The sequence below is a fragment of the Aquimarina mytili genome (genome assembly GCF_016735115.1).
GTDB lineage: Bacteria > Bacteroidota > Bacteroidia > Flavobacteriales > Flavobacteriaceae > Aquimarina > Aquimarina mytili.
The window spans coordinates 436,199-461,113 of record NZ_JAERQJ010000003.1 but is presented as its reverse complement, the minus strand read 5'-3'; the positions used below and the strand labels follow the sequence as shown (position 1 = coordinate 461,113).

The following is a 24,915-nucleotide window of genomic DNA, read 5'->3' as shown; positions in this document are numbered from 1 at the left end:
TGTTTTCTTCCTTGCAATGAAGACTTTAAGCATCTTTATCTTTCAGGCCGAGTTGCTCTTTAAGCTTAGCTAAGTCATCTTCAGCATTAGCTTCGGTGATATCGATAGCTTCATCAATTTCTTCATCGATTGATTTAGATGCATTAGCAATATCGCCATAAGCTTCAGCAAGAGCTTCTTCCTGGCTTACTTTTTCTCTCATACGTTCTAACATAGAAACTGTGCTTGAACTATCGATTTCGGCCATTTGCTTGTTAAGGTTCTTTGTTGCTTTAGAAACTTTTACACGGGCTTTTAACGTTTTTAGTTCGTTTTCCCATTTACTGATATTCTGCTTGATTTCTTGTACGTTTTTTTCCAATTGATCTACAGATTTATCAAATCTTTCAGACTCACCTTTGCTACGAGTAACGTGTTGCATCGATTCTTCTTTTTTAATCAATGCTTCTTTGGCTAATCGGTCAGCTTCGGTAGTGTCAATGTCACCACTTTGTGCTTTTTTAAGAATAAGCATAGCTTTTTGTTGATAATCCTCGGCTTTTGCAGCAAATTCTTCAGTATCATTTTTAGCTCTTATGGCCAGAGCTTTAACTTGGGCTAAGGCTTCTAGGCTTTTTTCAAGATCAGTTTTCATATCGCGTATTCCTTGTTCGGTCATCTTGATAGGGTCCTCCATCTTATCAATTGCAGAATTTGCCTCAGCTTCTCCTATTTTGAATAATCGTTTAAAAAAGTTCATAGTATTAGTATTTTGAAAAATTTATAATGTGTTCTGAATATTCGCTTAATAGTAAGCCTAAGGAATTCAGAGAACCTTCAAGTTCATTTAAATCTAAATGTTCTACCTGTAATGTGTCTCTAAAGATTACTTTTTCACCTGTTTCATCGAGAACAAAGGCTCCATGTACTATATCTCGGTTTTTTTGAAGTAAGCTTCTATATACAGCTTCATTTTTATTTTTGATATTAAAAATATGTTGTTCCATTATTAAAATAGGAGGTGCGACACCAAGAATCATATTTTTGATCCCTTCATTTTCTTTACTGATCATTATAATACCTTCGCCTTTATTTTCGTGAATGATATTATAATTAAGTTTCAGTAAATAGTCTTTTACCAGTTGAAAATGATCTTGCATGTGATGGTTATTTTTTTAGTTTTTTGATTGATAATTAGAGGTTTATTTTGGTTTCTCGATAGCGTTTCAATATTACAAAAAGTCGCTCAACTTTTCGGCAATATTTATGACTAAATTGGTGATATAAAATACAATGACTAACATAGTTGTGATGATTAAAAGTTGTTTGTTTGGATTAATTGCTAAAATTTTTAGTAACTCCTCTCTCTTTCTTTAATAAAGTGATAAAATTTGAAAGTATTTCTACTAAAATTAGCATTTTTCAAAAGTATTAGCTAATATTGTTAGTGTAAAAGTACAATTATTTTTGATAATTGCAAATAAAATTAGCAAAAAATGTCTTTCTTTGGAAAAAACATCAAAAAAATACGAAGTGTAAAAGGGTTGAGTCAACAGGCTTTTGCAGAGCTTTTTGACCTGAAACGCGGAACTTTAGGGGCTTATGAGGAGGGTAGAAGTGAACCTAAAATTGAAACGATAATTAAAATAGCTAATTATTTTAGCATTACGATCGACAATATACTTACTCATGAGCTTACTGTAAATCAGTTACTAAAATTTAAGGGAGACCTTACTACATATGCCGAAAATGTAAAACGAGAGCAGTTTGCATTGATTCCATGTATTACAGATGGCACTTCTAGTGAGTACATTACATTGTATGATAAAGAAAACTTTGTCAAAGAACTACCAACGATTCAATTGCCAGTTAATCCTGCAAAAGAGTTTAGAGGGTATACTGTTTCTAATTTAGAAATGACCTCACATGATAAAGGGTTCTATCCAAAAGATATTGTTATAGGAGAAAAAGTACCTGCCAATATTATTAAAAAACTGAATAATGGAACCCTAGTTGTTGTTGTAGTAGAAGGGAGATTAATTTTTAGAAGACTTTATATCACTAATAGTAATGCTGTATTACGTGCTGATCATAAAAATATTGAAGATGAAGTATTTCCTATCTCTAAAATTAAAGAACTATGGAGAGTACGATATGTGTTTTGTAGACGTATTCCAGAGTTTGGAGAAAACATGGATGATAAACTTCTACTGATCGAAGAAGAGCTTAACAAAATGAAAAAGCGATTATTATAAAAAGCTTTAACGTGTCAAATCTATGATGCACCAGAACGTTAATTTTTAAAAGATAAAGTTGCCGTTTTTGAATAAAATGAATTATTTTAGTCTACACTTCTCTACCTACTACTTTGACTTCTCTTTTTTTGATAATAGTGTTTTTTTACTAGAGCAATAATAACTAGAAAGGAATAAACCCCATTTCGACTTTTTTTTATCCCGATTCGTCAGAATTTATATTATTGAATACTTGTACACCTTTAGTTTTGTATTGGAAATCATTAAAAATCAATGGATCAATTATGAAACGAATAGCTATATTTTTCTACGTTACTTTTTGCTTTACAACAACTATCTTGGCGCAAAAGTCAAATCTAATAACAAAAATCCCTTTCCAACTAGAAGGAAATCATTTGTTTATAAAGGTTAAGGTTAATGATTCTGATAATTTGCACTTTGTGTTTGATACTGGGGCAGGAGTTACATCAATAAATTCTACAACAGCAAAGAGACTTGAATTAATAGGTTCCAAAACAACAACTTCAAAAGGAGCTTCAGGAAAAATTGAATTGAAAGTTGTTAAAAATAATGAGCTAGTAATACGTGATTTGAGGTTGAAAAAAATAGATTTATATAGTGCTCCATTATTACATCTTGAGAAAGTTCTGGGTACAGATATAGATGGAATTATTGGCTATGATATATTCAAAAAGTATGTTGTCAAAATTAATTATGATACATCAGAAATAGAACTCTATGCTTCACGAGGATATAAATATGTGGGTAAAGGAGGGTTAGTAAAAATTGATCTAGGAAAAGTACCTACTGCAAAAGCGAAGATTGACATTGGAAACGGAAACTACCTTGATGGAGAATTTATTCTAGATAACGGGGCTGGTTTGGCTATGGGTTTTTGCACACCGTATGCACAAAGACATCAATTAAAAAAATCAATCGGTAAAACCTATAGTGTTAAATCAAGAGGGTATTCTTCAAATACTACTATTGCAGAGGTTGGCAGATTAAAAGAGCTTAAACTTCAGAAGTTTCAATTTTCTAATATACCTGTCAGAATTTATAATACAAAATCGGGCGTACTTGCTCATGAGGGTATTGCTGGTATAATAGGAAACGAAATACTAAAAAGATTTAATATCATTTTTGACTATAAAAGAAAAGAAAGCTATTGGGAACCTAACAATATGTATAATAATGTACCTTATGATGTGTCTTATTCTGGCTTAAAATTATCTCTAGATGAGACTAAAACAAAAGTGCTTATTGATAACATCATTTCAGATTCACCATCTGCATTGTCTAAAATGAAAATTGGAGATGAAATAATTGAAATTAATGGTGTTAAGGCAAAAGATTCTTCATTAACTACACTTCGAAAATTATTGCGACAAGAGAATACAAAAGTTACAATTAAGTGTATGCGAAATGATACTTTGATAGAAGTAGCTATTCAATTAACGGCAATAATATAAATCATTCTTCATGGTTGTTTGCTTGAAAAAGTAAGTACAAATAACATTTAAATACATTGCAGAACATGTCATATGTTCTACCAAAATCTTAAAGGGAAAAACAAAGCCATTATGGAGTTTAAAAAAACAATTTTATTAGCATTTACTATGCTAATGCAGGTACTGCATGCCCAATATTCTGTCAACGGAAAGATTACAGATGGAGATAATACTCCTTTGGTTTTTGCGAATGTGATACTATATAATAATCAGACTAATAAAGCGGTCGATGCTATGGCCACAACAGATACTGGTACGTATTTTTTTGAAGATCAAAAGGTAGGACAATATCGAATAGAAGTCTCGATGCTTGGATATAATACAAGTGTATCTAAAGTATTTAAACTCGATAGTTCAAGAACTACCTTTACTCTAAATTTTTCTTTGCAATCCGAACAGTTAGATGAAGTTATTGTTACGTATAAAAAACCAATTATAAAACAAACTGCTGAAAAACTTATTGTAGACATCGAAAAGTCAGAAATGATAAATACCAACTTACAAGATGTTATGAAAAAAATACCAGGTGTGATTGTAACCAACGGTACTATAAATTATGGAGGACAAGGAAATATAAGGATTCTAATCAATGGAAAAACTACAGATTATATGGATGTAGCCGCTTTATTGAGAGAAATGCCTGCAGATAATATAGCCAGAGTAGAACTTATACAGCAGCCGGGAGCAGAGTATGATGCCGAAGGATCTGGACCTATTATCAATATTATCTTAAAGCGAAATGTAAAATTAGGAACACATGGTAATTTAAAAACTACAATGGGGTACGTAGAAGATTTTTTGTATGGCACCAGTGCATCGATTGCGAGTTATAAAAACAAATTAAATTGGCAGACCAGCGCTGGTTATAACAGATCTTCATGGCGAGAGGATTTAATTATATCACGTAAAGTTTTGGATGAAACCTATCAACAAACATCTATTTCTCCATTTGACCCTGAAACATTTAGAATAAACGGTAGAATTGATTATTACATAAATGATAAAAATACCTTAGGTGTTAGTGCTAATAGAATTCAGTCGCAATCCGATCGAATTACATCAAACAGTACAACAATCATTAATGAAACATCTGAAACAAATTTGTTGACCGATAATAGTTTTGATAGAGATCGAATTACCTTCACTCTAAATCCATACTATGAGTTTGATGATCAAAAAAATAAAGTGACTTTAGATTTTAATTATATAGATTATGATTACGAAAACGAAAATAATTTATTCAAAATTGATGAGAGCCCTATAGAGTATAACAACCAACGTTATTTTCAGGATGCAACGTATGAAATTTTTACCTATAAAGGAGATTATAAACGGATGGGTAATGATAATTTTAGTTGGGGAGCAGGGGCAAAATATTCAAAAATAGACTCGGATAGTGACTTGCAGTCTTTTACCCAAAATGAAGAAGGTGTTTTTGTAGATAATGTTAGTCAAACCAATCGATTCTTAATAGATGAGAGTATTTTGGCACTGTATTCAAAATTTAATGCAAAACTTAATAAATGGTCATTTTCTGGAGGCTTGCGTTGGGAAGAAAGCGATACTAAAGGAACCTCAGTAACACAGGCTGAAACTAGGTCCAGAACTATTTCTAAATTTTTTCCTAGCATAAGTCTTGGTAGAAAAATTGCGAATCAAATTAGTGCAAATGTAGCCTATAGCTATCGTATACAACGTCCGTCATATGGTTCTTTAAATTCATTTGTGTACTATTATGATCCGTTTACTTTTGAAGCTGGAAATCCTAATTTGAAGCCGGCATTTACAAATAGTTTTCAATTTAATCTAACCTATGAAGAACAACCCTTTTTTAGTGTAAGTTATAGAGAAACCACTGATGCTTTATTTGAAATTATTACCCAAAATGATGTATCTGCAGAAACCTCACGCTCAGTAATTAATCTTGCTAAAAACAATAACTTAAGTACTAGCTTATTTGCACCCCTGGATTTTATTGAAGGATTAGATGGTTTTACAGGAGTTATTGCAAATTATAATGAGTATATGTCTGAAAGACTAACACCGGCTTTAGATCTTTCTCAATGGAGTTTTACCTGGTATACCAGCGCAGAATACAAATTGCCATGGGGGATCAATTCCGAAATTTCTGGATATTATACAACAGGTGGGTTAGAAGGACAAATAGAATATAAATGGATTGCCGGAATTGATATTGCCCTAAGTAAGAAATTTTTAAACGATCGTTTAAAAGTTAGTGTAGAATTAGAAGAGATCCTGAATAGAAAATTCTTAGGTAACATTACCTATGATAATGTAAATGCAGACATAGTAAATGATTGGCCAAGACAAAATTTATATTTGCAGTTAAATTATAGTTTTGGTTCGAAGTTTAATAAAAACAAAAAGCGAGGCAATGTTTCAAAAGAAGAACAAGACAGAATTAACAACAAGAACTAAATATAATGTAATGAGAAAGTATATAAAACATTTTGGTTTCCTCGTTGCACTTAGTGTGGGCGTCTTAAGTTGTACTTCAAAAAAACAGACTTCTATAGATAGTTATTTGGGTTTTGATATTCCTAAAGATTCTATTGATGCTTTTATTGACTCAAAAATGAAGGAATATAATATTCCAGGGGTATCATTTGTTGTTGTTAATAATGGAGAAGTAGTATACCATAAAACAAAAGGATACGCTAATGTGGAAGAAAAACTACCTATAACCAACCAGACCATTTTTGAAGTAGCTTCAATATCAAAGCCAGTATTCGGATTTTTTGTGATGACTTTTGTCGAAGATGGATTATTAGATTTAGATAAACCACTATATCAATATATGGAGTATCCAGATATTGCTCATGATGAACGTTACAAGAAAATAACAGCTAGAATGGTTCTTTGCCACCGTAGCGGATTTCCAAATTGGAGAGAAGATAATGATGATAATAGGCTTAATATTCAATTTGAACCTGGAACCGATTATTTGTATTCTGGAGAAGGGTATCAATATTTGACTCTGGTGCTAAAACATATTTTAAAAACTGATGATGCAGGACTAGAAGCCGAGTTTCAAAAGAGAATAGCCGCCCCACTTGGTTTGAAACATACAGTCTATGTTCAAAATGAATACACTAGACAGCATAAAGCAGAGCCTTATGATGAAGATGGTAAGTGGATTGATTGGAAAAATGAGTATTGGTTCAAAAAGGAAGATAGAAAATTTTATGCGCCATCCTCAATGCATTCAGAACCTTTGGAATTCTCGAAATGGATGATTGCCGTAATGAATAAAGACGTTTTGTCTCAAGAGAGTTATTCTGAGTTACTGAAACCTCATTCAAAAGTACCTTATGATGATTTTGACGTATCATATTCTTTAGGTTTTACAATTCCTCATTTACCTTTTACAAACCTTTATCTGCATAGTGGCAATAATGAGGGATTTACAGGTTGGTTTACATTAGATACCAAAAAAGATTGGGGATATGTACTATTTACAAATTCAGAGTATGGAGAGCAATTAGGTCAAGACCTCTTTTTCTATATGCTTTCTGATCCAGGTAGAACAAAATTATATATTAGCGTAGGTTTGATTTTAATTTTTCTTATTCTTACGATTATTTTTTTTACACGATGGTCCTTTAGAGCTATCAGAAAACAAAAAAATAGGTAAATTAAAATATGAATACTAAGTTAAAAAGATCAGATTATGTAGTAATAGCTATCGTATATTTGGTTACTACTATATTAAATTGTATTAACTATTACAGGCAAGATAGTGAGCTTATAGAGTATTTTATAGATATTCCGGCAGCTATCATCACTTCTTTTATAGTTAGTATGCTTTTTATTTACTGGATTATTCCAAATTTTCTTATAAAAGATAAAAAGTATTTTCACCTTACATTTTGGGGATTAATTATATTAGGTATAGGTGGGTTTATTACCTATATAGCTGGTTTTTGGTCTGGAGGTCATGATTGGAATAATTTTCCTAAGTGGTATAACCTAATTGCGATAAGTGTTTTTGAAATTACCGAAGAGGTAGGATTCACTTTAGGTATATTACTTTCAAAAAAATTCTATGAAAGCCAAGCACAGTTTTTTAAAGTGCAGAAACAACAAAAAGAAAACGAATTAAAACTATTGCGCTCACAAATTGATCCGCATTTTTTGTTCAATAACCTCAATACTTTAGATGCACTAATAGATAGTAATACCGGTAAAGCTAAAGAGTACATTAATCGATTGTCATTAATTTATCGTTATTTAATACAAACCAAAGATGCCGAGGTGATGGAGCTTTCCGAAGAAATAGCACTCGCAGAAAACTATATTTTTTTAATACAAACCCGATTTGAGAAAGACTATAATTTCGACATAAAAAAAGAGATCGACCTTGCGGACCGATTTATTCCCACAGGTGCAATACAAGCATTATTAGAAAATGTAGTAAAACATAACAAAGCAAAGCAAGATACCACGATCAATACTACTATTTTAATAGAAGAAGATTGGTTAAAAGTTAGTAATAATAAAACCAAAATCAGTAATGGAAAAGAATCTTTTGGGACAGGTTTACAGAATTTGAAAACACGATATCAATTATTATCAGATCAAGAAGTGCAAATTATTGATTCAGAATCAGAGTTTAAAGTTTGTATCCCGATAATTCGATTAAGTAATGAATCTTAATATTAAGACATGAATATATTAATTTTAGAAGATGAAATCCCGGCATATCAAAAATTGATAACGCATGTAAATGACTATTTTGATGAACATATTGATCATCATTGGTCTAGATCAGTTGTTGAAGGAAAAATACTTTTAGATAAAAATACCTACGATTTTATATTGTCTGATATTCAGTTATTGGATGGAATTTCATTTGATTTGTTTGATGAAGTAGCAGTTGATTGCCCTATTATTTTTTGTTCTGCACATGATGAATATTTATTTCAAGCGTTTAATACTAACGGAATAGCATATATTTTGAAACCATATTCACAAAGCGATTTTAAGAAAGCTCTTGAAAAATATGAATCATTATTTAAACAAGGAGATTATAAAGCCCTAAACCATTCTACATTACATGCTTTAAAATCGGCATTACAAGAAGAACAAATACAATATAAAAAACGATTTGTGATAAAAAGATCCAAAGGTATTCAATTGCTTAATGTTATCGATATAAGTGTTATTGAAGCTTCTGGGGATTTTTGTGTGGCTACCGATCTGAATGGAAAAAAACATCCAATTCTTGAAAAAATAGGAGTACTCATAGCATTGTTAAATCCTAAAAAGTTCTTTAAAATCAACAGAAGTCAAATTGTACATATAGAATATATTACTACCATAGAAAATCATTTTAAAAATAGGTTACTCATAAAAATGCAAGGGGTCGATGACAAAGTGATGACAAGTTCATCAAATACATCCGATTTTAGGAAATGGATAGAGCAATAAATCTTTTCTGAGTTCTCACTTAAGTATAAGTTTTATTAATTATAATTTTTTGTTAAATAGATTATTATTATTCATTAATTATTACAATCGATTTAAGTTGTTGATTTTATGTGAAATATCGAGTATCTTTAAATGTGTCTAATCCTCATAAAAGATGTGCGCCAATGTAGTCCGGAAACTTGGTAGTACGAGGTTTACATAATTTTCTTGTTTTTAAAACTTTAAAACGTAATAATTAATAACACATTTAATCTTAATCGATCAGCAATGGAAAATAATAATCTTAAGACCGTGAATCCTCACGGTTCTAACTATAGTGCTAATGGCGAGAGTATGTGCCCTTTTTTGAATGGCACTCATAAACAAGGTGCAGGGGCAGGGACCTCTAATCGTGATTGGTGGCCAAATCAATTGAAACTAAATATTCTTCGTCAGCATTCAGCATTATCCAACCCAATGGGGGATGATTTCAATTATGCAGAAGAATTCAATACACTAGATCTTAACGCCGTAAAGAACGATCTTTTTGAGCTTATGACAGATTCTCAAGATTGGTGGCCTGCTGATTATGGTCATTATGGCCCGTTTTTTATTCGTATGGCTTGGCATAGCGCCGGTACATATAGAATCGCTGACGGTCGCGGTGGAGCCGGATCTGGAAGTCAACGTTTTGCTCCACTAAATAGTTGGCCTGATAACGGAAACCTTGATAAAGCGCGATTGTTATTATGGCCTATTAAACAAAAATATGGGAAGAAAATTTCATGGGCAGATTTAATGATTCTTGCAGGTAATTGCGCTCTTGAGTCTATGGGCTTCAAAACTTTTGGTTTTGGTGGAGGACGCGAAGATATTTGGGAACCTGAAGAAGATATATACTGGGGAGCAGAGACCGAATGGTTAGGCGACAAGCGTTATGAAGGTGATCGAGAGCTTGAGAACCCGCTGGGAGCAGTACAAATGGGATTGATCTATGTAAATCCTGAAGGGCCCAATGGTAATCCAGACCCTGTTGCTTCAGCTAGAGATATTCGTGAAACCTTTGGGCGAATGGCAATGAATGATGAAGAAACTGTGGCTCTGGTTGCTGGAGGTCATACTTTTGGGAAAGCCCATGGCGCAGCTGATCCCGATACATATGTTGGAAGAGAACCGGCAGGTGCCAGTATAGAAGAACAAGGCTTGGGATGGAAAAATACTTTTGAAAGTGGTTTTGGAGATCATACTATTACTAGTGGAATAGAAGGAGCATGGACACCACATCCAACACGATGGGATAATGAGTATTTTGATGTTTTATTTGGATATGAATGGGAATTAACCAAAAGTCCGGCAGGGGCGCACCAATGGAAGCCTACTGCTGCATCAGCTGCAAAAAAAGCTCCAAGGGCTCATGATGCATCTCAGACACAAAATCTTATGATGACTACAGCAGATATGGGACTAAAAATTGATCCGATTTATGCAAAAATTTCTAAACGTTTTCATGAAAATCCAGATGAGTTTGCTGATGTCTTTGCTCGAGCATGGTATAAACTAACGCATCGTGATATGGGGCCCGTTGTTAGATACTTAGGTCCAGAAGTGCCAAAAGAAGAGTTAATTTGGCAAGATCCTATTCCTGCAGTTACGCATCAGTTAATTGATGATGGGGATATCGACATGTTGAAAAATAAAATACTTTCTTCAGGAGTATCGGTTTCTCAATTAGTCTCTACAGCCTGGGCGTCAGCGTCAACATTTAGAGGGTCTGATATGAGAGGAGGTGCTAATGGAGCTCGAATTCGTCTTGAACCACAAAAGAATTGGGAGGTTAATAATCCTGCTCAGCTTTCAAAAGTAGTAGAAGTTTTAGAAGGTATTCAAAATGAATTTAATAGCGCAAATTCTGATAAGAAGGTTTCATTAGCAGATCTAATTGTGCTTGGAGGAAATGCTGGTATTGAACAAGCGGCAAAAAATGCAGGTCATGAGATAATAGTGCCATTTGCAGCCGGACGAGCAGATGCTTCACAAGAGCAAACCGATGTAGCATCCTTTTCTGTTCTCGAACCAAGAGCTGATGGATTTCGTAATTATGTAAAAGGTAAGTATGAAATTTCGGAAGAAGAAATGCTAGTTGATCAGGCACAATTACTTACGCTTACTGCTCCAGAAATGACAGTTTTGATTGGTGGTATGCGCGTTCTTAATACTAATGCAGATCATTCTAAACACGGTGTCTTTACAAATCATGAAAATGCATTAACAAATGATTTCTTTGTTAACTTACTTGATTTAAGTACTACATGGAAAGCGACCTCTGAGTCTGATCAGGTATTTGAAGGGCGTGATCGTAAAACTGGTCAGGTAAAATGGACAGGTACTCGTGTTGATCTTATATTTGGTTCTAACACAGAATTACGAGCAATCGCTGAAGTGTATGGGTCTAAAGATTCTCAAAAAAGGTTTTTAGATCATTTTGTTGCAGCTTGGAGTAAAGTAATGAATCTTGACCGTTTCGATCTAGCATAAATTGAGATTCTTAAATATAAAAATACTGTATTCGGGTGGTTTAGATCAAAATCACCCGTTTTGAATAAGCGCTTTTAAAGTTAGATATATGTAGTTTGATTGCTGTATCGTAATTAAGGTTTTGATATTTAAGGATAGCGTTTAAGCAGACAGGTTAGGTATAATTAATTTAAATATAGTATTAATGGAGGATATTTTTAATGCCATTCGATCAAATGAACTAGAAGAGGTACAGTCGATTTTGGACGTAGATCCAACACTTGTTAATGTCAAAAATGAAAGAGGTTCTACACCCTTGCTATTGGCTTCGTATTATGGATTTATAGATATCACTAGGTTAATTTTGAAGTATAATCCTCGTATTAATGATAAAGATAATGCAGGTAATACATCTTTAATGGGAGTTTGTTTTAAAGGATATTATGATATAGCAGAATTGTTGATTAAATCTGGGGCCGATGTTAACGAAAAAAACTTTAATGATGCCACCGCATTAATATATGCTGCTACTTTTGGACAAAAGGAAATTATTAAATTACTTCTTGAAAATGGAGCAGATATACATGCAAAAGACAATAAAGGTTATACCGCTGCAATGCATGCTCAAAATCAAGGCGTAGACATTTCAATTATATAATTATATAGAATGAATAACAATAGCAATATAGAGGGTATAAAATCTGTAAATATCAGATCTACAGATATCAAACGCAGGTTATTAATGTCCACATCTATGGTTGTTGTTTTTGAATCTTTTTTAAAGCAAAACATTGGAGATGAAGTACTAATTGTAAATACAAATATTGGGATGGAGGTGTATTACTATTCTAAAAATGATTACAGTACTTTTATCAAAGAGGGCGTTTTGATATACACTATTAAAAATTTGGACCATTCAAAATTACAGTTTAAATATAATTTTAATCGCGAACAGGTGTATCAAAGTTTTTGCCAGGCATTAATGACTTTTGCTCAATATCCACAGATATTTTTGGCGTATACTAAGAAATTTATTCATTTAAAAGAAAAGAATAAATCCAGTCGATTTGTGATTCCTATTCTTAATGATTTTTTTGAAGAGGTACTTAATTTCTTAACCAAAACTGGTAAAATCCCACACTTTGAGAAAATAAGAAAAGCAAGAAGTAAATCTCAGAAACCCGATTTTGACAAAATGGTCATCAAGGATCTGATTTCTGAGATTTTACTAAAGAAGCATTATAATTAGAGTAAAATTGTGGTCCATACTCCTCATTTAATACTGAGATAGAATCACGCTTTACTAAAACTCAGCATTAAGTGGTGTTCTAGGGTATGGGATTACGTCTCTTATATTTCCCATTCCGGTTACAAAAAGGACTAAACGTTCAAAACCAAGTCCAAAACCACTATGCGTACAGGTTCCAAAACGTCTTGTATCTAAATACCACCATAGGTCTTCTTCTGGAATATTAAGAGCAGCCATTTTTTCTTTAAGAACATCTAAGCGTTCTTCACGTTGTGACCCTCCTACAATCTCTCCAATTCCGGGGAATAAAATATCCATAGCGCGTACAGTTTTTCCGTCTTCATTTAAGCGCATATAGAATGATTTAATATCGGCAGGATAATCAAATAGAATTACCGGGCATTTAAAGTGTTTTTCTACCAAAAATCGCTCATGTTCACTTTGTAAATCAGCTCCCCATCCATCAATCGGAAATTTAAACTTCTTCTTTTTGTTGGGTTTAGAATTCTGTAAAATTTCAATAGCTTCGGTATAACTAACTCTCTTAAAGTTGTTTTCTAAAACAAACTTTAACTTATCACGAAGTAACATCTCTGAACGTTCTGCCTGTGGTTTTTGTTTGTCTTCTTGAACTAAACGATTTTCTAAAAACTCCAAATCATCAGCACAATTGTCCAAAGCATATTGCAGTACATATTTTATAAAATCTTCAGCCAAATCCATATTACCGTCAAGATCACAGAAAGCAACTTCAGGTTCAACCATCCAAAATTCTGCAAGGTGTCTGGATGTGTTTGAATTTTCTGCTCTAAAAGTTGGTCCAAAAGTATATACCTGACCAAGTCCCATAGCATACGTTTCAGCTTCTAATTGGCCTGAAACCGTTAGATTGGTCTCGCCTCCAAAAAAATCTTTTTTATAATCTACTTCGCCATTTTCATCTTTTGGAATATTATTAAGGTCTAGATTAGTCACTTTAAATGCTTCACCGGCGCCTTCAGCATCACTTTTTGTAATTACTGGAGTGTGTACATAATAGAAGTCATTTTTTTGAAAATATTCATGGATAGCAAAAGACAATTTTGAACGTACCCGCATAATGGCCCCAAATGTATTGGTGCGTACTCTAAGGTGTGCTTGCTCTCTTAGTTTTTCTAAACTATGACGTTTAGGGGATAGGATGGTGAGTTTTAGTTCTTCCGGATCTGCGTCTCCTTCAATTTCAATACTGGTAACTTGTATCTCAACACTTTGCCCTTTTCCCTGACTTTCTACCAAAGTACCGGTAACTGCAATGGCGGCTCCGATATTAATTCTGTTTTGAATGTCGGTATCAATTGTATTATCATCTAAAACACACTGTATATTATTAATAGTCGATCCATCATTTACTGCAATAAATCTGTCATTACGAAAAGAACGAACCCAACCTTTTATGGTTACGGGTTGTAATAGTTTGTCACTTTTTAATACTTCTACTACTTTAGTGTGTTTCATTTTGTTTTATTTGTAAGTGGTGTAATTTCTTCAATTCAATACTTCTTATAGAATTAATAATCGTCTTAATAACAAGAATTAAAAAATTGAGGTAGCAAAGATAAATTTTTAATCTGATTGAAGCATAATGTTATGAATTCAAAAAAAAACGGGTTTTAAAATTTTATTATTTTTTGTTACGTTTAATAACTGGGATACTAAAAATCTGACGCTTTTTGAGAATCCGATTCTATGAGGAAAACCGTAAAAACGCAATTTTCATGCAAAAAAAGACAATATTTATGGTCTTTTTTCTGATTTAAAATCTAAAAATTAAAAATAGTATTCATTTATAAAATATTGATAATCATGTGTTTAGAAGTGTTTTCGATTATTTTGTTAATTGAAATAATGTTAAAATTTAAAAAAAAATAGAAAAAAGGGGATTTTTCCCCCCCAATGGGTATTTCAAAATATAAAAAGGGGTCGTATCTTGTTTATGCAATTATGACGATTGTGTTTACGTTAAGTTTAGTTCGATAGGTTTTGGGGTAATCTATCTAACATAAGCCCTGTTAGTTTTCTAGCAGGGTTTTTTTATGCAGCATAGATTTTATTCTTCTTCGAGCTCTTCATCGCTAGGGATGATTTTCAAAGCCGGTTCTTTTAATGTCTTCTTATTGGCGATACTTCTCTCTAAAGAAAGTAATAAAGATGGAAGCAGCAGCAGGTTGGCTAACATAGCAAACAATAATGTAGTAGAAACCAGACCACCTAGGGCTTTTGTACCTCCAAAACTAGAGATCATAAATACAGAAAATCCAAAAAACAAAACGGTAGAGGTATAAAACATACTCACTCCCGTTTCTCTTAAAGAAGCTAGAACCGATTTTCGAATTCTCCAATGGTTAGATTTTAATTCTTGTCGATATTTTGCAAGAAAATGAATAGTGTCATCTACAGAAATACCAAAAGCAATACTAAAAACAAGTATAGTGGATGGTTTGATAGGAACTCCTAAAAAGCCCATCAGTCCTGCTGTCATTAATAATGGCAATAGATTAGGGATGAGTGATATAATAATCATTTTAAATGATCTAAACATCCATGCCATGAACAGGGCGATTAATAATACTGCCAATCCTAACGAAAAAGTAAGGTTCCAGACCAGATATTTTGTTCCTTTTTGAAAAATAAGCGCTTTACCCGTAAATGAAACATCATAGCGGTCTTTCGGAAATATTTTCTCCAATTTTGGCGCTAGATTGGCTTCAATACGCTCCATTTCTTCGGTGCCTACATCTTTCATAAAAGTGGTGATTCGGGCATATTGTCCCGTAGAATCAATATAACTTTTCATTACGTCTGACTCTGATTCGAAGCTTTTAAGGTATGGTAAAATGAAATTTCGTTCTTGACTGCTTGGTAGCTGATAGTATTTTGGGTTTCCGTTATAAAATGCCTGTTTAGAATATTTAGCCAGGCTAACAATAGAGATGGGTTTTGATAACTCAGGAGTTTCTTCCAAAAGTTCCTGGAGCTTTTCCATACGTCTTAGCGTAGGTAGTTTTAGAACGCCTTGTTTTCGTTTCGTATCTATAAGTATTTCTAAAGGCATAACACCATCAAACTCATTTTCAAAAAACACGATATCTTTATAAAAGCCTGTTGATTTTGGCATGTCTTCTAATAAACTTCCAGAGACTTTTATTGTATAGATGCCAATAATACTTACGATAAGAATAATGACAGAAGAAAAATAAATGGTTACTCGTCTATTTTTAACCATATCTTCCATCCAGTCCACTAATCTTTCTATCCATCTTTTACCTAAATGTTTTAAGTGCCTTTCTTTGGGTTGAGGCATATAGCTGTAAATAATCGTAATAACGAGTAGGCATAAGATAAATAAAGCAATAATGTTTAATGAAGCTACGATACCAAATTCTTTGAGCAATTTGCTTTCGGTTAGTGCAAACGTTGCAAATCCCGCAGCAGTAGTTACATTAGTCATTAAAGTAGCATTTCCTACTTTGGTAATTACTCGTTGTAAGGATTTTGCTTTATTACCATGCTTTTTTATTTCCTGTTGGTATTTATTAATTAGAAAAATGCAATTAGGGATCCCAATCACAATCACCAATGGAGGAATAATAGCTGTAAGTACCGTTATTTCATATCGCAGTAACCCTAAGATTCCAAAAGCCCACATTACACCAATGATTACTGCAGTCATAGATATAAAAGTTGCTCTAAAAGATCTAAAAAAGAAAAAGAATATAAGGGATGTGATCAACAATGCCGCAAGGATGAAAATTTGAATCTCATCCATAATATTTTGCGAATTCAAAGTTCTGATATAAGGCATACCAGATACTTTTATATCAATATTATGTTCTTTCTCAAATGCTTCAACTTCGGGTTGTAAAACCTCGACAACGAATTTCTTTCTAAGAGGAGTATTTACAATATCTTTTTTTATGTAAAGCGCACTTTGTACCGTTTGCGACTTTTTGCTATATACTAAGCCTTCATAAAAAGGAAGCTTATTAAATAATTCGTATTTGTATTTAGAAACTTGTTTTTGGGTAAAGCTCGAGTCTTTGATAAAAGGTACCAATTCGAATCTTGCTGGGTTTTCCTTTTTTTCAAGTTTTTTAAGGTCTCCGATTGAAACTACAAGATCAATCTCTTCGTATTGCTTAAAAGAATCATTAAAGTCATTCCAGGCTTTTAGTTTTTTTGGAGTAAAAAGTGAGCTATCCTTAATGGCCATCACAATTAAGTTACCTTCTTCTCCAAACTTTTCAAGAAAGTCCTGATATTTTATATTTACTTCGTGATCATCAGGGAGAAGATTGGCTTCGGTATAGGAAAATCTCATGTTTTTCCATTGAAATCCTAAAAAAACTGTAATTCCTATTATGGTTAGAAATATTATAGCTCTATTACGTAGTATTACTCCAGCGAGCGCATTCCAAAATCCGAAACTTAATAATTTTTCCATTCTTTTTTTTCCTGATGCAAATGTAAGGATTTGAAGGATTATTATTTATGAATTTTAAGAAAGAAAATTATTTGTTTTTCGCGTAGAATTTAAAGCTTCAAATAGAAAGTAAACTTGAATGAAATATTGTCTTCAAATCTTGGCAAATGGTAGGCTCCATAGCGATATGCAAAACTTAAACCGAAGCCTGCAAATAACTTATTAATTTCAAATCCTGATTCTTGATAAAGCTGTTGTAGAGATCCAAAATCGACGCCTTGATGATTTTGAATGTTATCTACATCGCCTATGGCATATCGGGTAATGAAAACTAATTCTGGATTAAGCCAGTTGACCACTCTAAAAGGCTTTATACTATGTTTTAATTGTAAAGTTGCCAGTCTGTCACTAAAAAACTCACCAAAAAACATGGTTTCAAACGTTCTTCTACCAGCAACAGAAAACCTTTGTAAGACAGTTTCTTTTGTAGGAGCATTTGGGTAGGCATGATATAAATGGGTAAGTGGGACATCTCCAGTTGCAACATTTGCTTCAAGTAAAAAACTTGTGCGAGATTGATTGATGCGATTTATAACATATTCTGCTTTAATGCCTATTTTGCTATAGTCAAAACTTCCATCAAAGACTCCTTTAAATCCTTGTGTATATTGCGCACTAATTTTTGGATAGCCCTCATGTATTTCTTTCATTCCTTTTGGGGTTTGAAGAAATTTGCTAAAGGGACTCCAACGCAATGCTATTGTAGATTCAACAGTTTTGTATGCCGAAAATAAGGCGCCGTCATTCAGGTATTGATAGCCTTTTGTTTGATTAATATTGCTTACCGAAAATTGCGCTTCTGAAAGAAATTTAGGCGAAATCTGATGCTGGATGCTACTACTCCAAGTTCTGTGCTTGTAATAGAAATCAATATTCACTAAACGGGGTTCGAAAAGAGAATATACTCTTCTGTCGGTAAGATAAAGAAAGCTTCCAACTTCTCTAATGTCATCAGTATAATTAACATTGAGCCAAGAACCCGAATTTTTGTTAATGAGCATACCGCCACCAATCCCAAACTTTGATTTAGAGTCTCTAAAACCATACACTAAATAGCCTTCTAACCTAAATCGTTTAGAAAACTTAGCATTTGTTAACCCACCTAGACCCAAACGAAGACCTTCGAAGTTATTATATTTTATAGGGTATGTAAGATCAAAATTAAAGAACCCAACCGGGTAGTATCCTATATTGAAACTTTGTATTACATCAATTTTTCGCTCTATATTTTGCGCTTTTACTATACTGTCTACAACAGGAAACGAATTCGAATCTTTTTCAGTGATTGTGCTGGTGCGATACTGGTTCCAATATACTTCTGATCTGTCATTAGCCTCTGGAGCAATTTTAATTGAAGCATCTCCTTGCTTTATATCTTGTGGAGTGTTCAGTTTAATATCAAATAAGTCGGTTTTAGAGACTAAAAAATCATTGTTGATCGTATCTTTTTTAGAGTTACCAACTCTTCCAATCGATATTTGCCCCCCAAAAAGGCTAACTTTTTGTCTGCCATCACCTGGTCGAATGGTAATTTCCTGACTTATGGGAAACCAATTTTCTTGTTCTGAGAAGTACTCAAAATTATGCGTAGCCATTACATTAAGTTCTCCGCGTAGTTCAATAATTGCGTTTTGTATTTGTAAGGTCTTTATGTCCAAATACAATATTCCTTCTAGGCTTGCAAATTTTTTGGATTTTCGAGGTTGGAAAAGTATGATGAAAGCTGGTTTTTTGGCTCGAGTAGTGCCAAGGATTTTATAATAATAATTTCTGAGTGCCCTATTAGATAATGGCCCTATATATTTATTGTTAAAAATGGTATAATCATCTTCATAAAGAGAGTTGGATTGTATTTTGATGCCTAAAATATTGTAAATAGGTTCTTTAAAACCCGTCATTCGAGTGGCCAAAACAGTTTCTTTTTCATCAATACCTTTTCTAAATTGATGAAGGCTTATTTTTTCTGATAAAAAAGAGTGTGCTTCATTAAATAGACGTTGCATATCTATTTTTGTAGTGTCTCTTGTGTCTAATTTTGCCTGATTGTCTTTTGTGATTTTTAATTTATTATAACTTTTGTAGCTATAGCTGTTTAGTGCTTTTTTTGGATTATTTTGGCGTTTTCTTCGAATAGCTTCTTTGATTATTTTAGAAGCTACATTTTCGGTGATATCAAGATTTACAGCAGATAAGCTTTCTTCTTTTGGAAGAAGTTTTATTTCTATTTTCCCGGTGCTCTTAGAAGGAATCTGGATATTTTTTGTTTGGTACCCTAGAAAACTTACGGTAAGATTAACAGGATAATTTTTACATCGTATTACAAATTCGCCATTAACAGAGGTCATGGCATATGATTCTGTTCCGGTTTTTACTGTAGCAAAGGGAAGGGGTTGACTAGAACTGGCATCAGTCACAGTGCCTTTAATGCTTACTTGTGCTATTAAGATGAAGTGAGTAAAAAATAATAAACAAAATAATTTGTTTCGCATTATAAAGACGTGGTTCAAAAGAACGAATATACAAAAAAGCGTTTCCAATAAGAAAACGCTTTTTTGTATAATTAGTATGTATTTAAAATGTTAAACCGTCATGATTTCTTTTTCTTTGCTAGAAAGCATTTCATCTATCTTTTTAATAAAGCTATCAGTCAGTTCTTGGATATCAACTTCTGTGTTTTTTGCCAAATCTTCTGAAAGTCCTTCTTTTTCAAGTTTTTTAATTTCATTGTTGGCGTTTTTACGATCATTTCTTACACCAACTTTTGAATCTTCCGCTTCAGCTTTTGCTTGTTTTACAAGATCTTTACGACGCTCTTCAGTAAGAGGAGGGACATTGATGATAACACTTTCACCATTATTCATCGGGTTGAAGCCAAGGTTCGCTATCTGAATTCCTTTTTCAATTTCAGGAATTAAAGATTTTTCGAAGGGTTGTATGGTAATCGTTCTGGCATCAGGTGTGGTCACGTTTCCAACTTGATTTAAAGGTGTTTGTGTACCATAATACTCAACCATTACACTCCCAAGCATTGCGGGTGATGCTTTACCGGCTCTAATATTAAGTAGCTTCTTTTCTAAATGCACAATGGCAGCCTGCATAGATTCCTTAGTTGAATCTAGAATAAAATCTATTTCTTCATTCATTGTTTACTTCTTTTTCTTTTGACTGTATGAAAAGTCTATGCCAGTTTTAAACCGACAGGACAAATTTAGTATAATTATAGGTTTACTTGTGTACCAATAGACTCCCCGGAAACTACTTTGAGGAGGTTTCCAGCTTTATTCATGTCAAAAACTATTATTGGTAATTCATTTTCCTGACTTAATGTAAATGCTGTGGTGTCCATTACTTTTAGGCCTTTTCTCAAAACATCATCAAATGATATGAAATCAAATTTTGTGGCATCTGCATTTTTTTCTGGATCCGAGGTGTAAATACCATCAACTCTGGTTCCTTTAAGGATGACATCTGCATTAATCTCTATGGCTCTAAGCACAGCCGCAGAATCGGTAGTGAAATATGGATTTCCGGTACCTCCACCAAAAATGACAACTCTACCTTTTTCCAAATGTCGCATGGCTCTTCTGCGTATAAAAGGTTCGGCAACTTCGTTGATTTTTACAGCAGATTGTAATCTGGTTGGGATTTCGGCATCTTCGAGAGCACTTTGCAATGCTAAACCATTAATAACGGTTGCCAGCATCCCCATATGATCTGCTTGTACCCGATCCATTCCTTTACTGGCTCCTGCTACGCCTCTAAAAATATTACCTCCACCGATTACGATGGCAACCTGTACACCTTTATCAGTTATTTGTTTGATTTCATAAGCGTATTCGGCCAGTCTTTTAGGGTCTATACCATATTGACGTTCGCCCATTAAGGCTTCTCCTGATAATTTTAGTAATATTCTTTTGTATTTCATTGTAAGGTGTTACTGTGGTGCAAATATAATGATATTCTTAATTTAGAAAATACTTTAGAATATAAAGGTGAAAGTTTTGAGCTTTTACAAGTGTTTTCTAACATAAAACGCCCCTATAAAAAAGGGTCCTTTTCCCCTGACCAAAGTATTGATTGGCTTTGAAATATGTCATAGGTTTGCCACAGGGAAAACAAAAAAAATGAGGGGGATGATAAATATGATTTGAAACCATATTTTAACGTTTTGTGTAGGCTAATTGGGGAGTTAGTCTTTATTTTGGGGGTAAAACCTTATAGGGATTTAAGGTTTTATGACGTTATAAGTTGATCAAAGAATATTTTGAAAAATGAAGAAGAAAAAACCGCTTCTGGTGATCCAGAAGCGGTTTTTGATTTTTCGCCTTTAATAAGCGAATATACTTAGATTACAATAGGGTTATCCTAATGTTACTCTTTCGAAAGCAGTTACATTAACATCTCCGTAAGATTCAACATATTTGGCAACATTAATTTTTTCATCTTTGATGAAGTTCTGATCCAATAAACATTGTTCTTTGTCAAGAGTTGTATTATCTGAAATAAAACGTTCCATTTTACCTGGAAGAATTCTATCCCATATTTGTTCTGGCTTTCCTTCAGCTTTTAATTCTGCTTTTGCGTCTTCTTCAGCTTTGGCTAAAACCTCAGGAGTTAACTGAGACATAGAAATGTATTTAGGTACGTTTTTAAGTGTTTTACCTAAACGCTCTAATTCTTCATTGTCTTTTTCGATTACAGCAATTCTTGCTTCTGTTTCTGAAGCAACATAAGCTGGATCAAAATCTTTATAAGAAAGAGTTGTTGCTCCCATAGAAGCGATCTGCATTGCTAAATCTTTTGCTAATACATCTGCTTTGTCAACTTTGCTAGATAATCCTACTAATGCAGCGATTTTGTTGATATGAACGTATGAACCAACATAAGGAGCTTCTAGCTTAGAAAATGCATTGATTTCTAATTTTTCTCCGATTACACCAGTTTGCTCTACTAGTTTTTCAGCAACAGTCATTCCTCCAAAATCAGCAGCTAAAAATTCTTCTTTAGATGCATAATTTAATGCAAGTTCTGCTAGTTCATTAGCTAAAGAAACAAAACTTTCGTTTTTTCCAACGAAATCTGTTTCACAACCTAGAACGATAGACACACCAGCGGTATTGTCTGCGTTTATTTTAGCAATCGCTGCTCCTTCTGAAGACTCACGGTCTGCTCTCTTAGCTGCTACTTTTTGACCTTTTTTACGTAATACGTCTATTGCTTTGTCAAAATCTCCTTCAGCTTCTACAAGTGCTTTTTTGCAATCCATCATACCGGCACCTGTTGCTTTTCTTAATTTATTTACTTCTGCGGCTGTAATCTTTGCCATATCTTTAAATATTTAATGTGTGTAATGTGTTTCTTTAAAAAGACAAGTCGTTTAGTTTATACTGCAAAAGTAAAGAACCAAACGACTCATCAGTTTTATGTTAAAGTTAAGGTTTTTGATACGGGATCAATAAGATACCTTAATCTTTAAAAGATTGTTAAACGGCCAATCTGTTTATTCTTCTTCTTGCTTTGCAGCTTCAGTTACAACAGGCTCTTCAACTTTTGCTTCTGCTTTTTTAGGGGCATCTTTCTTAGGAGCATCTTTTGCAGCTTTTCTTTCACTTAAACCATCAATGATAGCGTCGCTAACAAATGTCATTACTTTGTCGATTGATTTAGAAGCATCATCATTCGCAGGGATTACATAATCTACCTGACGTGGGTCAGAGTTTGTATCAACCATTGCGAAAATAGGAATGTTTAATTTCTGAGCTTCTTTTACTGCGATGTGCTCACGAGTAATATCTACAACAAATAATGCTCCTGGTAGACGAGTCATATCAGAAATAGAACCAAGGTTCTTTTCTAACTTAGCTCTCAAACGATCTACTTGCAAGCGTTCTTTTTTAGATAATGTGTTGAAAGTACCGTCTTTCTTCATTCTATCGATAGCGGCCATTTTCTTAACAGCTTTACGAATAGTAACAAAGTTGGTTAACATACCACCAGGCCATCTTTCTGTGATGTACGGTTGGTTTGCTTTACCTGCTTTTTCAGCAACGATTTCTTTAGCTTGTTTCTTAGTTGCAACAAAAAGAATTTTTCTGCCGGACGCTGCGATTTTTCTTAAAGCTTCACTAGCTTCGTCGATTTTTGCAGCTGTTTTATATAGGTTAATGATGTGAATACCATTACGCTCCATATAAATATATGGTGCCATATTTGGATCCCATCTTCTTGTAAGGTGTCCAAAGTGTACACCTGCATCAAGCAATTCTTTTACTTCGATATTGTTTGCCATTTTTGTAATAGTTTACGTTCTGTTGAATTAGCAATGCTCAAGTGGCTACTATTTAGTATGGCCTTGCGCATTTAGATGCTAAACTAACCCCTCAATATGAGGTAACAACAAATACTGTTTTAATAAATTAACGTTTAGAGAACTGGAATTTCTTACGAGCTTTCTTCTGACCGAATTTTTTACGCTCTACCATTCTTGGATCTCTGGTCAATAAACCTTCTGGTTTAAGGATAGATCTGTTTTCTTCGTCTAACTCGCATACCGCTCTTGATATAGCTAAACGTACAGCTTCTGCCTGACCAGTGATTCCTCCACCATATACATTTACGTTTACATCGTATTTATCCTCATTACTAGTTAAAGTTAAAGGCTGATTTACTTTGTATTGTAAAGTTCCAGTGGTAAAGTAGTCATTAAGGTCTTTTTTATTAACCGTAATTTTTCCAGAACCATCTTTAAGATAAACTCTAGCTACAGCCGTTTTTCTACGACCAATTTTGTGAATAACTTCCATTACTTAAATTCGTTTAAGTTAACAGTTTTAGGTTTTTGAGCATCTTGATTGTGTTCTGCTCCTGCATAAACCTTTAAATTACGGAATAAATCTGCTCCTAATTTGTTTTTAGGTAACATTCCTTTTACCGCTTTTTCGATTAAACGCTCTGGATTTTTGTCATACAATTCCTGAGCAGTAAGACTTCTTTGCCCTCCAGGATAACCTGTGTGACGGATATACGATTTATCTGTCCACTTTTTTCCTGTTAAGTTGATTTTTTCGGCATTTGTAATGATAACATTATCACCGCAATCAACGTGTGGGGTAAAGCTAGGCTTGTGCTTACCTCTAAGTAGTATAGCTACTACAGAAGAAAGACGACCTAGAGTCTGTCCTTCAGCATCTACATGCAACCATTCTTTTGTAACGGTCCCTTTGTTTGCAGATACTGTTTTGTAACTTAATGTGTCCACACTAATTAATTTTACTTATTAAACATTCCTTTTCCTATATAAAATAGGGGTGCAAATGTACAATTATATATTTATATAGCAAACAGCAGTTGATATTATTTTTAATCTATGATGTATTGGTTTTCAGATAGATTAATATTAGTAAGGGATATTTGTTTATTTTATATGCTTTAACCTTTATTTCCTGTTAATTTTTT

At 33.4% G+C, this 24,915-nt stretch carries 20 protein-coding genes; 9 read left to right on the top strand and 11 right to left on the bottom strand.

All coding sequences use genetic code 11. The annotated features are described in order from the left end of the window. Positions 1 to 25: 25 nt before the first annotated feature. The gene (locus JJQ60_RS09405; RefSeq protein WP_201919002.1) at positions 26 to 739 is read right to left on the bottom strand and encodes a PspA/IM30 family protein; all 714 of its coding nucleotides are present in this window, start codon (positions 737 to 739) and stop codon (positions 26 to 28) included. A 4-nt stretch (positions 740 to 743) separates the two neighbouring features. After that, complete coding sequence (locus JJQ60_RS09400; protein WP_201919000.1) at positions 744 to 1,139, bottom strand: type III secretion system chaperone family protein; 396 nt, start codon at positions 1,137 to 1,139, stop codon at positions 744 to 746. A 336-nt stretch (positions 1,140 to 1,475) separates the two neighbouring features. Here JJQ60_RS09400 and JJQ60_RS09395 point away from each other — a divergent pair, with 336 nt between their 5' ends. From JJQ60_RS09395 to JJQ60_RS09355, 9 genes are all read left to right on the top strand, one after another. Then, positions 1,476 to 2,234 carry a helix-turn-helix domain-containing protein gene (locus tag JJQ60_RS09395; protein ID WP_201918998.1) on the top strand — a complete coding sequence of 253 codons (759 nt, stop codon included), beginning with the start codon at positions 1,476 to 1,478 and terminating at the stop codon, positions 2,232 to 2,234. Between the two features lie 284 nt (positions 2,235 to 2,518). Then, on the top strand, positions 2,519 to 3,706 hold the full coding sequence (locus JJQ60_RS09390; RefSeq protein ID WP_201918996.1) for an aspartyl protease family protein: 1,188 nt from the start codon (positions 2,519 to 2,521) through the stop codon (positions 3,704 to 3,706). Positions 3,707 to 3,817: 111 nt separating this feature from the next. Further along, positions 3,818 to 6,184, top strand: a complete 2,367-nt coding sequence (locus tag JJQ60_RS09385; protein WP_201918994.1) for an outer membrane beta-barrel protein — start codon at positions 3,818 to 3,820, stop codon at positions 6,182 to 6,184. Positions 6,185 to 6,194: 10 nt separating this feature from the next. Continuing rightward, positions 6,195 to 7,400, top strand: a complete 1,206-nt coding sequence (locus JJQ60_RS09380) for a serine hydrolase domain-containing protein (RefSeq protein ID WP_201918992.1) — start codon at positions 6,195 to 6,197, stop codon at positions 7,398 to 7,400. Between the two features lie 8 nt (positions 7,401 to 7,408). Further along, positions 7,409 to 8,422 (top strand): sensor histidine kinase, encoded by a 1,014-nt coding sequence (locus JJQ60_RS09375; RefSeq protein WP_201918990.1) that lies wholly within the window; start codon positions 7,409 to 7,411, stop codon positions 8,420 to 8,422. 9 nt (positions 8,423 to 8,431) lie between these two features. Next, positions 8,432 to 9,196: a LytR/AlgR family response regulator transcription factor gene (locus JJQ60_RS09370; protein WP_201918989.1), complete on the top strand. Its 765-nt coding sequence runs from the start codon at positions 8,432 to 8,434 to the stop codon at positions 9,194 to 9,196. Positions 9,197 to 9,463: 267 nt separating this feature from the next. After that, positions 9,464 to 11,710 carry a catalase/peroxidase HPI gene (katG, locus tag JJQ60_RS09365; protein ID WP_201918987.1) on the top strand — a complete coding sequence of 749 codons (2,247 nt, stop codon included), beginning with the start codon at positions 9,464 to 9,466 and terminating at the stop codon, positions 11,708 to 11,710. 184 nt (positions 11,711 to 11,894) lie between these two features. Continuing rightward, positions 11,895 to 12,347 carry an ankyrin repeat domain-containing protein gene (locus JJQ60_RS09360; RefSeq protein ID WP_201918985.1) on the top strand — a complete coding sequence of 151 codons (453 nt, stop codon included), beginning with the start codon at positions 11,895 to 11,897 and terminating at the stop codon, positions 12,345 to 12,347. Between the two features lie 9 nt (positions 12,348 to 12,356). Next, positions 12,357 to 12,938 (top strand): hypothetical protein, encoded by a 582-nt coding sequence (locus tag JJQ60_RS09355; RefSeq protein WP_201918983.1) that lies wholly within the window; start codon positions 12,357 to 12,359, stop codon positions 12,936 to 12,938. Positions 12,939 to 12,992: 54 nt separating this feature from the next. Here the strand turns inward: JJQ60_RS09355 and asnS are convergent, their stop codons facing one another. From asnS to rplM, 9 genes are all read right to left on the bottom strand, one after another. Further along, positions 12,993 to 14,435, bottom strand: a complete 1,443-nt coding sequence (asnS, locus tag JJQ60_RS09350; protein ID WP_201918981.1) for an asparagine--tRNA ligase — start codon at positions 14,433 to 14,435, stop codon at positions 12,993 to 12,995. A gap of 592 nt (positions 14,436 to 15,027) precedes the next feature. Beyond that, positions 15,028 to 17,421 (bottom strand): efflux RND transporter permease subunit, encoded by a 2,394-nt coding sequence (locus JJQ60_RS09345; protein WP_201918979.1) that lies wholly within the window; start codon positions 17,419 to 17,421, stop codon positions 15,028 to 15,030. An 89-nt stretch (positions 17,422 to 17,510) separates the two neighbouring features. Beyond that, on the bottom strand, positions 17,511 to 19,949 hold the full coding sequence (locus JJQ60_RS09340) for a DUF5686 and carboxypeptidase-like regulatory domain-containing protein (RefSeq protein WP_201918977.1): 2,439 nt from the start codon (positions 19,947 to 19,949) through the stop codon (positions 17,511 to 17,513). 90 nt (positions 19,950 to 20,039) lie between these two features. Further along, a complete protein-coding gene (gene frr, locus JJQ60_RS09335; RefSeq protein ID WP_201918975.1) occupies positions 20,040 to 20,603 on the bottom strand; it encodes a ribosome recycling factor in 564 nt (187 codons plus the stop codon). A gap of 74 nt (positions 20,604 to 20,677) precedes the next feature. After that, positions 20,678 to 21,385: a UMP kinase gene (gene pyrH / locus JJQ60_RS09330; protein WP_201918973.1), complete on the bottom strand. Its 708-nt coding sequence runs from the start codon at positions 21,383 to 21,385 to the stop codon at positions 20,678 to 20,680. 435 nt (positions 21,386 to 21,820) lie between these two features. Further along, entirely contained in the window at positions 21,821 to 22,786 is a 966-nt protein-coding gene (tsf, locus tag JJQ60_RS09325; protein ID WP_201918972.1) for a translation elongation factor Ts, read from the bottom strand. A 174-nt stretch (positions 22,787 to 22,960) separates the two neighbouring features. Beyond that, a complete protein-coding gene (gene rpsB / locus JJQ60_RS09320) occupies positions 22,961 to 23,749 on the bottom strand; it encodes a 30S ribosomal protein S2 (protein ID WP_201918970.1) in 789 nt (262 codons plus the stop codon). Positions 23,750 to 23,876: 127 nt separating this feature from the next. Continuing rightward, positions 23,877 to 24,263 carry a 30S ribosomal protein S9 gene (rpsI, locus tag JJQ60_RS09315; protein ID WP_201918968.1) on the bottom strand — a complete coding sequence of 129 codons (387 nt, stop codon included), beginning with the start codon at positions 24,261 to 24,263 and terminating at the stop codon, positions 23,877 to 23,879. After that, complete coding sequence (rplM, locus tag JJQ60_RS09310; RefSeq protein WP_201918966.1) at positions 24,263 to 24,718, bottom strand: 50S ribosomal protein L13; 456 nt, start codon at positions 24,716 to 24,718, stop codon at positions 24,263 to 24,265. Before rplM ends, rpsI begins: the two co-directional genes overlap by 1 nt. Positions 24,719 to 24,915: the final 197 nt, after the last annotated feature.